The following is a 12,692-nucleotide window of genomic DNA, read 5'->3' on the forward strand; positions in this document are numbered from 1 at the left end:
ACGATATGACGCAAACTCTATCGTATGAGGCAAGGATGAATCAGCGCTCTGAACTGCGGCAGCGGCTACGCCAACAAGCCCAGAAAATGAAGACAAAGCCAGTCAAATCCCCTGAGCGCACTCTCGTTCTGGTGCAGATCGCTTTGGCACTCTTACCACTACTGACGGCTTGTATCTATCTGTTTGGAATGAGTCGGCATATGGGGTATCTAGATTTTTTTCATGTAGATAGCAGCGAATTTCCACTATCAACGGAGCAAAACTTGTTAATGGGCGTCATCGCATTAATGAGTAATTTGCTGCCTTTCATCTTCTACCCTCTCGCATTCGTAGGCACCCTGATGATACTGGGGGCAATTATCGCATTAACGTTCAGATTGATAAAAAGGTGCTCAGACCATCTTCGCGCACGTGCTTTAAACATCGGTCACAGAGAAGGCATGCTTAGGTTCTTCAGAGCCCTATTTAAATACGCTATGCAACCTGGCGAGGCTAAATGGCTTGCGAGGGCATTTGACACAATTTCTACCTGGTACCTTCGCTTCTGTTGCGTATTAATCGTCTGCGTAATGATTTTTGGATTGTCATTTGTCAGCCTTCGTGATGGAGAGGCGGCGGCCAAAAAGCAAATTGAAGCTATGCTACAAGGAAAAACACATATTGCTGAACAGCTCATCTACGCCAAACATCCAGAGGGTATCCCCGCACTGCGCATCGCCTGCAACGCGACCCAATGCACCTTCTGGACGGAGAAAGACGGCACCATCTACCTGCGGCATGACCAGATTGATAGCGTGACCATCCCTCCGAAACCAGACAGTAAAGAGCAATCCCCTGGCGAGAAGGCCAGCTGAACGTGCTCAGGTGAGTTAGGTAAGAGCCCTGTGGGGCGTCGGCCGCTACTACAAAGCACTCTGCATATATACGCAGCTCTATTACCAATTTCAAAATGACAAGTATTAATTAACGCATTAATAAATAGCCAGGCAATTTAAAACAGGAAAATCAATTCATGTTACTCTCTAAATTTTATTCTTTTGAAAACTACCATGTGTCAGCTTTTAATGAGTATTCCGCTTGGTTTTCTAAACCATATGCGTTCAATGACCCCTTTGAAGGTAACTATAAATTAGACCTATCCGATATATCCATTGAGCATTTTATTTCTATAATTTTCCATGACATCGATGATGCGAAGTTAAACCCATATCATGACTTTTTCAAAAAAGTCCTAATAGAACAACAGGTTGATAAGAACACAGCAATAAAGATATTAACACCAATACTGTACGATAGTACGATGAAGCACAAAGAAGACTTAATAAATCAAATGTCAATACTCGTGAAGTCTGTACAAGATGCTTTCAAAAATAGTGGTGTATGTTGTTTTTTTAGTGGCGAAACCAATAGGGCAATTAATAATCCAATGATGTGGGGTCATTATGGTAATGGCCTTAGGGGGTTTGCTATTTCTTTCGAACCAGTAGACGGTTCCATTTTTGAAGAGCAAAATCTTTCTTCTTTATTTGTTAACTACAGTAATACGCCTCCGACATTTTCCCCCTTGGAAATTGCAGTTCGATTTATGTCAACAAGTGATTCGGCATTGAAGAGTGAATTAGTAAAGGCTTTACTAGAAATCACTCACACAAAAGGCTGCCATTGGGTTGCAGAACGAGAATTCAGATTTTCATGTAAAGAAGGTAATCGTCTTGTTAAATATAAAAAAGGGGTGATGAAATCATTATACATTGGCGATAAAATGGATTCATGGCAGAAAGCCACTTTGATATCTATAGCCAAAAATAATGGCGTCGAAAATATATACACAGCATCAACAAGCCATGAGACCTACGACATTATACTGAAACAAATATAACCTCCCGGAAAATTCACTAAATTATTCACAGTGAATAAACCATTCTGAATTAAATGCTCTTAGTATAGCCATTGTGTAATGCCATCACACAATGACCCTTCGTCGCTTTCCCGGCCATTGCCCAAAACAATGGCCCCATGCAACCGACCCCGACCGAACTCAAACGCCTGATCGACAACCTGATCCGCATTGGCACTGTTACCGCCGTGCGCTCCGGGGAGTGTCGCGTCAAAACCGGCAACATCACCACCAACTGGCGGCCCTACACCACAGAACGGGCCGGGGCTAACCGTACCCGCCACCGCCTGAGCCTGGGCGAGCAGGTGATCCTGCTCTCCGTCAGCGGCGATCTTCGCAATGCCTATATCGTCGGCCGCCTCAATGTTGACAACTTCCCCGAACCGTTGGCCGAAGATGACAACCCGGATCTCGACCGCACCGAATACGCCGATGGCGCGGTGATCGAATACAACCCGGCAACCGGTGAGCTCAGCGCCACCGGCATCAAGCAGGCCACTATCGTCGCCAGTGTCAGCGTGACTCTCGATACCCCCAAGACCATCTGCACCAACCAGCTGCAGGCCAAGCGCCTCATCTGTGACACCGCCAAGGTGGGCGACATCGAGGTGACAGAGCACAGCCACAAAAACGTGCAGCCGGGCGATGGCACATCAGGGGGCCCGGTATGAACTGGCTCGGTATGAATGCCGCCAATGGCCGCGCCATCAGCGCCAGCGACCACATCATCCAGTCGGTGCGTGACATCCTCATCACCCCGGTGGGTTCGCGGGTGATGCGCCGCGACTACGGTAGCGAGCTCTTTTACCTCATCGACATGCCCCAGCATCAGGCCACCCGCCTGCGCCTGATGGCTGCCACCGTGCAAGCCCTTATCAACTGGGAACCCCGCATCACCATCACCCGCGTCGATGTGCTGGGTGGCGGCATGGATGGCGCCCTCACCATCGAGCTCACCTGGCAGCGCAAAGATGGCGGCGTGCCCGATTCAAAAACAGAAAGTGCCTCCATCACCATCCCCACAGGAGCAGCCAGTTGAGCACCATTACCCTCTCCCAACTGCCACAACCCGACGTGATCGAACTACTCGATTACGAGACCATCCTCGCCGAGCGCAAGGCGTACCTCATCAGCCTCTATCCGGCCGACCAGCAGCAAGCCATCACCGCCACTCTGGCGCTCGAATCCGAGCCCATCACAAAGCTACTGCAGGAGAATGCTTATCGGGAGCTGATCTTGCGCCATCACATCAACGATGCTGCCGTGGCCAACATGCTGGCGTGGGCCAAGGGGAACGACCTCGACAATCTGGTGGCCAACTGGAATGTAAAACGCCTCACCATTCAACAGGGTGAACCGAGTGCCACCCCGCCGGTACCCGAGATCAAGGAAGATGACGAAGCGCTGATCCTGCGCGCCCTGATGGCGTGGGATGGGCTGAGTGTCGCCGGTCCGACCGGGGCCTATGAGTATTTCGCCCTCTCGGCTGATGGCAAGGTGGCAGACGCCAAAGGTTCAAGCCCATCGGGAGCAGTGGCCATCGTCACCATCCTCAGCACAGAAGGGGACGGCACCGCTGACGCGGCGCTGATCGCCAAGGTCACCCAAGCCCTCAGCCACGAAGACAAGCGCCCGGTGGGCGACCGGCTTACCGTACAAAGCGCCGGAATTATTCATTACACCATCAACGCTCGGTTGCACGTCAGCAGCCAGGGCGCCGAGGCGAATGTGATCCTGCAGGCCGCCCGCGATCGGCTTGCCGCCTTTATCAATCCGCACCGCCGTATCGGGGTCGAAGTACCCCGTTCAGCTATCGATGCCGCCCTGCATGTGCAGGGGGTTACCAAGGTCGATCTGCCGGGATGGAGCGATATCACCCCGAGCCCAACCCAAGCTGCCTACTGCACCGCCTTCACCGTGGAGCTGGCCGTATGAATAACCTGTTGCCACCCAGCTCCACCCGCACTGAGCGCAATCTGGCTGCCACCGGTGACCAAGCGATGCAGTTACCGATCCCGTTTCGCTCACTCTGGTCACCCTGGACCTGCCCCACCCACCTGCTGCCCTATCTGGCCGCCAGCTGGAGCGTCGATCGCTGGGATGACAAGTGGCCAGAGGCTACCCAGCGCCAAGTGATCGCCAACAGCTACTTCGTCCATAGCCGCAAGGGCACCATCGGTGCAATCCGCCGGGTGGTTGAACCGCTCGGCTATCTGATCCGGGTGCTGGAGTGGTGGCAAGAGACCCCACAAGCCACCCCGGGCACCTTCAAACTCGATATCGGAGTACTCGACACCGGCATCACCGAGGCGATGTATCAGGAGCTTGAACGGCTTATCGCCGACGCCAAACCCATGACCCGCCATCTGACGGGGCTGGCCATCAGCATGGAAACCCGTGGCCCGCTCTATCTGGGGGCAGCCTGCTACCAGGGCGACGAGCTGACCATCTACCCCTACAGCCCCGAGGCCATCGAGATCCTTGGCCAGCAGTGGCACGGCGGCGCCCTGCACACCCTCGACACCCTGACCATTCACCCGCAACAGACAGGAGGTGCCCATTAATGAGTGCCATCTATTTCGCCATCCCCACCCATGCGGGACAGGCCAAAATCGCCAACGCCATCGCGCTGGGCGTACCGCTCAAAATCACCCAGATGGCGGTGGGCGATGGCAACGGCCAGCCAGTCACTCCCAACCCGGCACAGACCGCCCTGGTACGGGAACTACGCCGTGCCCCCCTCAATACCCTGTTTCAAGACCCGCTCAACCCAGCGCAACTGGTGGCCGAGCAGATCATCCCCGAGAACGTTGGCGGGTGGTGGATCCGCGAGGTTGGTCTCTATGACGAAACGGGCACGCTGATCGCCATTGCTAACAGCCCGGACACCTACAAGCCCCAGTTATCGGAAGGGTCTGGCCGTACCCAGACCATCCGCATGGTGCTGATCGTCAGCGACACCAGCGCGGTCGAGCTCAAAATTGACCCGTCCGTGGTGCTGGCCACCCGCAAATATGTCGATGATGTGATGAAGGCACACCGGGAGAGCCGCGATCACCCTGATGCCAGCGAGACAGCAAAGGGGTTTTCACGTTTTGCCACCCAGACTGAAGTCAATGAATCCACCGCCGCCAATCAGAAAGCGGATGCGGTGGTCACGGTAAAAAACCTATGGGGATGGGTAAAGCAGGCTAGCGAAACTGTGCTGGGTATGATGAAGGTTGCAACGCAGGAGCAGACCGAAGAAGGAACCGCCGATGATGTCTCCATCACCCCAAAAAAACTCGTATTCGGGTTCACCGTACTGCTTGCAGATAACGGTTATATCCGGCTTCCAAAGTGGCTAGGCAGTTTCGTTATCCAGTGGGGAGTCGTATCCAGCAACGCATCAGGTGATTGCATTATTACGTTCCCAGATGCCCATAAGAGCGGGTGCTTCTGCGTCATCCCTGTCTCGGGTTCGAACATGAATGCGGCCTATGCATTCTCGACCAAGACCTTGACCCAGGCCAGTGTCCCTATGTTCAACACAGTTACGGGCGCAAAGTCAGGCCCTGGTCACAACATTCAATATGTGACGTTTGGACGGTAACCATGACCATTTTTGCAGCACAGAGCACCAGCGGATTCTATGAATCTGACATCCACTCGAACATCCCGGCCGATGCCGTTGAAATCACCTATGAGCGCCATGCAGAACTATTGGCAGGATTGACCCAGTCAAAGGTGATTGCCTGGCAGGATGGTTATCCATGTCTGAAAGACATGGCCCCCCCCTCTACCGAGCAACTACTGGTCGCAGCCAAAATAGAGCAAACTCAGCGCCTGCGTCTGGCGTCAGATGTCATCCTGCCACTCTCCTATCTGGAGCAGTCCAACGCATTAACCGCTGCTGAAGTCATCAATCTGCAGAATTGGCGAGAGTACAGCGTGAACGTAAGTCGAGTTGACCAGCAACCAAGCTGGCCAGCGTCGCCGCAGTGGCCAACCGAACCGGATACGGTCATCTAACCAGCCAACACCCCGCCCTGTTCAGGGTGTGTCGTTACTGCCACTCGTCACCCCCTTGTCACCGCCTCTCCAGTGTATCCACGCCAGATACACTGGCCGCCGCTCGCCTGCGATCCCCTGCCCCTGCATCCTGACCCTGTTCACATCACCTGCATTACCTACTCAAAGAATGCTCCGTCCGGACAACAGGAGAACCTATGGCACTGGACCAATTCCACCACGGCGTGCGCGTCGTCGAAGCGACCGAGGGTACCCGTACCATCCGCACCGTCGCCACGGCGGTGATCGGCATGGTCTGCACCAGCGAAGACGCCGACGCCACCTACTTCCCCCTCGACAAGCCTGTGCTGATCGCCAACCTGCCAGCGGCCATCGCCAAGGCGGGCAGCGAGGGGAACCTCAAGCGCTCGCTGCAAACCATCTATGACACCGTCAACACCATCGTCATCGCCGTGCGCGTGGCCAAAGGCACTGACGCGGCAGCCCTCACCAGCAGCATCATCGGCACCATCAAGCCCGATGGCAGCTATACCGGCCTCAAGGCGCTGGAGCGGGCCACCCCGGCCACCGGCGTCAAGCCGCGCATCCTCTGCGTGCCGGACAACTGCACCCTGCCGGTGTCCACTGCGCTGGCGGGCATGGCCAAGAAACTGCGCGCCTTTGCTTATGTACCGACCATCGCCGAGACCGTCGAAGCCGCGCTGGCCTACCGTGAAAACTTCTCCAGCCGTGAGCTGATGCTGGTGCATGCCGACTGGACGGCGTGGGACGTTGCCGCCAATGCCAGCATCAAGCTCGATGCCTGCCTCAAGGCTGCCGCCATGCGGGCACTGATCGACAAAGAGATTGGCTGGCACAAGACCCTGTCGAACGTCGGCGTGACCGGGGTCGATGGCATGACCAAAAGCCTGTTCTGGGATCTGCAAGACCCCGACACCGAGGTCGGCCTGCTCAACGCCAACGAGGTCACCGCCCTGATCCGCTCTGACGGCTTTCGCTATTGGGGCAACCGCACCTGTTCCGATGATCCCCTATTCGCCTTCGAGAACTACACCCGCACCGCCCAGATCCTGGCTGACACCATGGCCGAGGCCCACATGTGGGCCAACGACAAGCCGCTGCACCCTTCCCTGGTCAAAGACATCGTCGAAGGGATCAAGGCCAAGGGGCGTGAGCTGGTGAACGGCGGTTACTTGCTCGGGTTTGACTGCTGGTACAACGAGGAGCTCAACGACAAGGACACCCTCAAGGCGGGCAAACTGCGCATTGATTACAACTACACCCCGGTGCCGCCGCTTGAAGACCTCGGTTTCATCCAGCGCATCACCGACCACTACCTGATCGACTTCGGCGCCCGCGTCGCGGCCGCAGCATAAGGAGCCCCCATGGCACTGCCACGCAAACTCAAACGCCTGAACGTCTTTCTCAACGGCGAGAACTGGGTGGGTGAAGCGGAAGATTTCACCCCGGCCAAATTGACCCGCAAGTTTGAAGCCTATCGCGGCGGCGGCATGGGCGGCGCCGTCAACATCGATATGGGCCTCGATGACAGCGCCCTCGATGTCTCATTCACCTTCGGCGGCTATGGCGAGCCCCTGCTGCGCTGCATGGGGGAACCCAAGGCCGACGGCACCATGGTGCGCTTTGCCGGCTCGGTGCAGGGCGACGACACCGCCGAGGTGGTACCCGTCGAGATCATCTGCCGTGGCCGCTTCAAAGAGCTCGACCGCGGCACCCTCAAGGCCGGTGACAACTCCCAGGCCAAGGTCGGCATGGTCAACACCTACTACAAGGAGACCATCAACGGTCAGGTGATCCATGAAATCGACCTCATCAACATGATTGAGATCGGCCCCGATGGCGTCGACCGCATGGCCGAGCACCGCAAAGCCCTCGGCCTCTAACCCCTTCTCTCATCCAATGGGCGGTCCTTATCCAACCAATAAGTGCCGCCCTCACCACATCACCAGGAACCCAGACCATGGAAAACAAAACCGTTACCCTCGACCAAGCCATCCAGCGCGGCGACACCACACTCACCGAGATCCAGCTGCGCAAGCCCAAGGCGGGCGAAATGCGTGGCCTCAATATGACCGATGTGGTGCAGATGGACGTCAACGCCCTCACCAAACTGCTACCCCGCATCACCACCCCCATGTTGACCGAAGCCGAAATTGGCAACATGGATCCGGCTGACCTGATGCAACTGGGCAGCGAGGTAAGCGCTTTTTTGGTACCGAAGAGAATGGCCTACCTCATTGCGTAGACGAGGTGATGGCCGATCTGGCCATCATCGCCCACTGGCCGCCGTCCGAGATGGCGGCCATGGAGATCAGCGAGCTGATGGGCTGGCACCAACGCCTCGTTGAGACTCACAACCGCATCAACGGGGCAGAACAACAATGAACCCTCTCAAACTTCAAATCCTGCTTAATGGGATAGACAAGCTCACCGCCCCCCTCAAGGCAGCCAGCGGCCAGAGCCGCATCACCGCCAAAGACCTGGTCGACACGAAAAAGCGCATCAAGGAGCTGGAAGCCCAGAGCGGCCAGATTGATGGCTATCGCACCCTCGGCCAGCAGATTGGCGCAACCCGCGCCCAGCTGACCCAAGCCCAGCGCGACGCCCAGCAGATGGCGCAGCAGTTCGCCAAGGTCGAGCAACCGACCAAGGCCATGACTCGCGCCATGGAGCAAGCCAAGCAGAAGGTGCGCGACCTCTCCCAGCAAGAGCGGGAAATGGTCGCCCGTCACGGTAGCCTGAAACGGGCCATGAGCGAGGCAGGCATCAACACCAAACAGCTGGGCCAGCACCAGCGCCAGCTCAAAAGCGACATGGCCGCAGCCAACAGCCAGCTCGACCAGCAGCGGGCCAAGCTGGGGCAACTGGCCGCCCAGCAAAAACGCCTCAACCAGATCAAAGCCAACTACGACAAAACCATGTCGATGCGCGGCACCCTGGCGGGCTATGGCGCTGCGGGTATGGCCACCGGGGCCGCCGCCATCTACAAAGGCACTAATATCGCGGGCAAGGCGATGGGCTTTGATGTCGATATGTCCAAGGTGCAGGCGATCACCCGGCTGAACAAAGAGAGCAGCGAACTGGCCGCCCTGCGGGCTCAGGCGCGGGAGCTCGGCGCCAATACCGCCTTCACGGCAGGCGAAGCGGCGCAGGGCCAGGGCTTTCTGGCCATGGCCGGTTTCACCCCCAAGGCAATCCGTGACGCCATGCCAGGGGTGCTCGATATCGCCAAGGCTGGCGGCGTCGAGATTGCTGCCGCCGCTGACATCGGGTCCAACATCCTGACCGGCTTCAAGCTGCCGGCTAACCAGATGAACCGCTTGGGGGATGTGATGGTCGGCACCTTCACCCGTGCCAACGTCGACTTGCAGATGCTGGGTGAAACCATGAAATACGTGGGGCCGGTAGCCGCAGGGCTCGGGGTCGACCTTGAAACCGCCTCCGCCATGGCGGGCAAGCTGGGGGATGCGGGTATTCAGGGCAGCATGGGCGGTACCGCCATCCGCGCGATTCTCGGTCGCTTGGCCTCCCCGCCCAAGGCGGCGAACGATGCGCTGGCCGCCCTCAACGTCAAGACCGCCAATGCGGCGGGCAACCTGCGCTCGTTGCCCGATATCCTGGACGAGCTCTACAAGAAAACCAGCAAGATGGGGGACGTCACCCGCTCGGGCTACTTCAAGGCCATCGCCGGCGAAGAGGCGTTTGCCGCCCTGACCGTGCTGACCGAGCAGGCAGGTTCCGGCAAGCTGCAGGAGCTGATCGCCACGTTGAAGCAAACCCAGGGGGAAGCGGGCAAGGTCGCCAAGGTGATGGCCGATAACGCCATTGGCGACCTGGACAACCTCACCTCCGCCTGGGATGACGTGGGGATCCAGATGATGGAGACCGAGAACGGCCCGCTACGTGGCATTATCCAGCGCGTCACCGAAATCATCCAGGTCACTGGCGACTGGATGAGGGCAAACCCAGAGCTCACCTCGACCTTGACCCGTATCGCGGCGGTCACCGCCGTAGCGGCTGCCGCTGGCGGGTCACTGCTGCTGATTGTGGCGGGTCTGCTGGGGCCACTGGCCGCCATCAAAATGGGGCTTTCTACCCTGCTGGTCTATGGCGGCCCGTTGCTGACCTTCATCAAGGTGCTGACCATGGGCATGGTCAGGCTCGGCATTGCCATGCTTACCACCCCGCTCGGCTGGTTCATCATGGGGATTGCGGCGATCGCTGCCGGTGCCTACCTGCTCTACAAAAATTGGGATGGGGTCACCAAGTGGTTCAGCGACCTATGGGCCCAGTGCAAGGCCCCTGCCCTCGCCTTCTGGGAACTCCTGAAAGAGCTCTTCTCATGGACCCCCATCGGCATGCTGATCATGCACTGGAACGAGATCTGGGCCTTCTTCGATACCCTGCCAGCAGGGGCCGCCAACAAGGGTAAGGCCATCATCGACGGCCTGATTGGCGGCATCAGTGCCAAGTGGGAGAGCTTGAAGAACAAGATAAAGGCCCTCACCGACCTGCTGCCGGACTGGATGAAGGGGGGCGGCTCGGTCACCGCCAACGTCAATCCGTCCGGCTACCTCACCGGTAACTACAACACCCCGGCCACGGCGGGCGGTTCGGGATACGGCCCGCGCATCGTCACCCCGGTGCGGCCGGTGGCCAGAGGCAGCACCACCACCCAGATCCACACCCCGATCAGTATCACCCAGCAGCCGGGACAATCAGCCACCGATGTGGCGAAAGAGGTGAGCCGCGAACTGGATCGGCGCGAACGGCAGGCGGCCGCCAGTGGCCGCGCTTCCCTGACCGACCGCAACTAAGGAGCAACCACCATGATGATGACCCTGGGCTGGTTCGTGTTTATGCGCTCGACCGTGGCCCCGCAATCCCAACAAGACGAAAAATCATGGCGCCACCCGGGCAATAATCGGGTCGGCGCCCGCCCCTCATATCAGTACCTCGGGCCAGATGACGAACTCAGTCACTTAAGCGGGGTGCTCTATCCAGAGCTCACCGGCGGCCCAGTCTCCCTCGATATGCTCAATAGCATGGGCGACAGTGGCCAAGCCTTCCCCTTAATCCAGGGGGATGGCGTGATGCGTGGCTCGTTCGTGATAGAGGGGATCAGCACCACCCGCAGCGAGTTCTACCAGGATGGCAGCGCCCGAAAAATCGAGTTCAGCATCAAGCTGAAACGGGTCGATGACAACGACAGCTCCCTCGGCAATACCTTGCTAGGTCGCACTGCGGGCAACCTGCTGGGTAAATTGGGCGTTGGCAAGCTGCTGAACACGGTGGGCGGCAACCTTGGGGGGCTGCTCTGATGGGGGCATTCGACCAGTTCGGTACCCGCTTGGCTGAAAACCTTGGTATCACCAGCCAGCTGGATGCCCTGAGCCAGCAGCATCCTGTGCCCGCCTATCAGGTGCGGGTCGATGGCAGCGATGTCTCGGGCACCCTGCGCCCACGCCTGATGCACATGACCATCACCGATAACCGGGGCTTTTCGGCCGACACCATCGAGATCGCCCTCGATGACAGCGACGGCAAGCTGGCCATGCCGCGCCGTGGGGCCTCCCTGCAAGCCAGCATCGGCTGGCAAGGCGGCCCACTGGTCGATAAAGGCACCTTCAAAATTGACGAGGTGGAGCATGGCGGCGCGCCGGATGTACTCACCATCAGGGGCAAGTCGGCAGACCTGCGCGGCGGCATGAACAAACTGCGCGAGCGCAGCTGGCACTTCGAGACCATCGGCGCCATCGTGGAGCAGCTTGCAGCCCGCTATGGCCTGACCCCGAGCGTCGGCGACGCCTTCAAGGGGATGGTGATCGACCACATCGACCAGACCAACGAGAGCGATCTGGCCTTTCTCACCCGCTTGGCGACCGAGCAGGATGCCATTGCCACCGTCAAATCTGGCCGCCTGATGTTTATCAAAGCAGGCAACGGCACCACCGCCAGCGGCAAGCTACTCCCTGCCATCACCATCACCCGCCAGGACGGCGATCAGCACCAGTTCTCGGTGGCAGACCGCGACGCCTACACCGGCGTCATCGCCTACTGGCAAGACAACAAGGCTGCCGAAAAGAAGAAAATCGAGGTGAAGCGCAAGCGAAAGACCAAACCGAAGGAGGAACGACCGCTACCACCGGGAGTGGTAGTCAACAAGAAGGAGAACGAGCTGCTGGTTGGTGACAGTGAGAACGTCAAGGAGCTGCGCCACGTTTACGCCAGCCAGAGTAACGCCATGCGGGCCGCCCGGGCAGAGTGGGAAAAGCTGCAGCGCGGTGTGGCCGAATTTCAGATCACCCTGGCCAAAGGCCGACCAGAACTTTACCCGGAACAACCCACCACGGTCAGGGGCTTCAAACCACAAATCGACGAGGCTGACTGGCTACTCACCCAGGTGGTGCACGACCTCACCGATCAGGGATACACCAACCGCCTGCAACTCGAAGTGAAACTTGCAGAGCTGCCGGAGTGATGTCTGGATGCGAGAAGGGCCCCACAATGTGGGGCCCTTCTCATTCTGCCTGACAACGCACCGAGACATGGCCAGGGAAAGGCGCCGCATGAAGTGCACCGTCAGGCAGAGCGGCATCATACAAGAAGATCCTGTTACTCAACATTACAGGAAGGGTGAACCGCTTAAAAAAGCGCTGTCGCCACTTTGTCGCCATTTAGGCAAAAGAAAAAGGCCACTATTTCTAGTGGCCTTTCGTAACTCTTTGATTTTAATGGTGCCCGAGGCCGGAATCGAACCGGC

Annotated in this window: 16 protein-coding genes; all 16 read left to right on the forward strand. The window is 57.9% G+C overall.

The features are described from left to right. Nucleotides 1–35 precede the first annotated feature (35 nt). The gene (locus tag AACR14_RS05315) at nucleotides 36–854 is read left to right on the forward strand and encodes a hypothetical protein (protein ID WP_156808774.1); all 819 of its coding nucleotides are present in this window, start codon (nucleotides 36–38) and stop codon (nucleotides 852–854) included. 158 nt (nucleotides 855–1,012) lie between these two features. Continuing rightward, entirely contained in the window at nucleotides 1,013–1,879 is an 867-nt protein-coding gene (locus AACR14_RS05320) for a DUF2971 domain-containing protein (RefSeq protein ID WP_019445421.1), read from the forward strand. A 137-nt stretch (nucleotides 1,880–2,016) separates the two neighbouring features. Continuing rightward, nucleotides 2,017–2,568, forward strand: coding sequence for a phage baseplate assembly protein V (locus AACR14_RS05325; RefSeq protein ID WP_019445422.1), 552 nt, complete (start codon nucleotides 2,017–2,019; stop codon nucleotides 2,566–2,568). Continuing rightward, nucleotides 2,565–2,936, forward strand: coding sequence for a GPW/gp25 family protein (locus AACR14_RS05330; protein ID WP_019445423.1), 372 nt, complete (start codon nucleotides 2,565–2,567; stop codon nucleotides 2,934–2,936). The genes AACR14_RS05325 and AACR14_RS05330 overlap by 4 nt, the downstream gene beginning before the upstream one ends. Further along, nucleotides 2,933–3,832 carry a baseplate J/gp47 family protein gene (locus AACR14_RS05335; protein ID WP_019445424.1) on the forward strand — a complete coding sequence of 300 codons (900 nt, stop codon included), beginning with the start codon at nucleotides 2,933–2,935 and terminating at the stop codon, nucleotides 3,830–3,832. The genes AACR14_RS05330 and AACR14_RS05335 overlap by 4 nt, the downstream gene beginning before the upstream one ends. Next, nucleotides 3,829–4,461, forward strand: coding sequence for a phage tail protein I (locus AACR14_RS05340; RefSeq protein ID WP_019445425.1), 633 nt, complete (start codon nucleotides 3,829–3,831; stop codon nucleotides 4,459–4,461). The genes AACR14_RS05335 and AACR14_RS05340 overlap by 4 nt, the downstream gene beginning before the upstream one ends. Beyond that, nucleotides 4,461–5,489, forward strand: coding sequence for a phage tail protein (locus AACR14_RS05345; protein ID WP_019445426.1), 1,029 nt, complete (start codon nucleotides 4,461–4,463; stop codon nucleotides 5,487–5,489). Before AACR14_RS05340 ends, AACR14_RS05345 begins: the two co-directional genes overlap by 1 nt. Nucleotides 5,490–5,491: 2 nt before the next feature. Next, nucleotides 5,492–5,908, forward strand: a complete 417-nt coding sequence (locus AACR14_RS05350; protein ID WP_019445427.1) for a tail fiber assembly protein — start codon at nucleotides 5,492–5,494, stop codon at nucleotides 5,906–5,908. 197 nt (nucleotides 5,909–6,105) lie between these two features. Then, a complete protein-coding gene (locus AACR14_RS05355; protein WP_019445428.1) occupies nucleotides 6,106–7,284 on the forward strand; it encodes a phage tail sheath protein in 1,179 nt (392 codons plus the stop codon). Nucleotides 7,285–7,293: 9 nt separating this feature from the next. Beyond that, nucleotides 7,294–7,812: a phage major tail tube protein gene (locus AACR14_RS05360; RefSeq protein WP_019445429.1), complete on the forward strand. Its 519-nt coding sequence runs from the start codon at nucleotides 7,294–7,296 to the stop codon at nucleotides 7,810–7,812. A 77-nt stretch (nucleotides 7,813–7,889) separates the two neighbouring features. Continuing rightward, complete coding sequence (locus AACR14_RS05365; protein WP_019445430.1) at nucleotides 7,890–8,174, forward strand: phage tail assembly protein; 285 nt, start codon at nucleotides 7,890–7,892, stop codon at nucleotides 8,172–8,174. Nucleotides 8,175–8,182: 8 nt separating this feature from the next. Beyond that, entirely contained in the window at nucleotides 8,183–8,314 is a 132-nt protein-coding gene (locus tag AACR14_RS05370; protein ID WP_019445431.1) for a GpE family phage tail protein, read from the forward strand. Further along, nucleotides 8,311–10,746 carry a phage tail tape measure protein gene (locus AACR14_RS05375; RefSeq protein ID WP_019445432.1) on the forward strand — a complete coding sequence of 812 codons (2,436 nt, stop codon included), beginning with the start codon at nucleotides 8,311–8,313 and terminating at the stop codon, nucleotides 10,744–10,746. The genes AACR14_RS05370 and AACR14_RS05375 overlap by 4 nt, the downstream gene beginning before the upstream one ends. A gap of 12 nt (nucleotides 10,747–10,758) precedes the next feature. Then, complete coding sequence (locus tag AACR14_RS05380; RefSeq protein WP_019445433.1) at nucleotides 10,759–11,250, forward strand: phage tail protein; 492 nt, start codon at nucleotides 10,759–10,761, stop codon at nucleotides 11,248–11,250. Then, nucleotides 11,250–12,410, forward strand: a complete 1,161-nt coding sequence (locus AACR14_RS05385) for a phage late control D family protein (protein ID WP_019445434.1) — start codon at nucleotides 11,250–11,252, stop codon at nucleotides 12,408–12,410. Before AACR14_RS05380 ends, AACR14_RS05385 begins: the two co-directional genes overlap by 1 nt. 88 nt (nucleotides 12,411–12,498) lie before the next feature. Next, nucleotides 12,499–12,692 (forward strand): hypothetical protein (locus tag AACR14_RS05390; protein ID WP_237714692.1); only part of this gene is annotated, 194 nt, incomplete at its 3' end.

This window comes from Aeromonas sp. 159 (genome assembly GCF_963862045.1).
Classification (GTDB): Bacteria; Pseudomonadota; Gammaproteobacteria; order Enterobacterales; family Aeromonadaceae; genus Aeromonas; species Aeromonas veronii.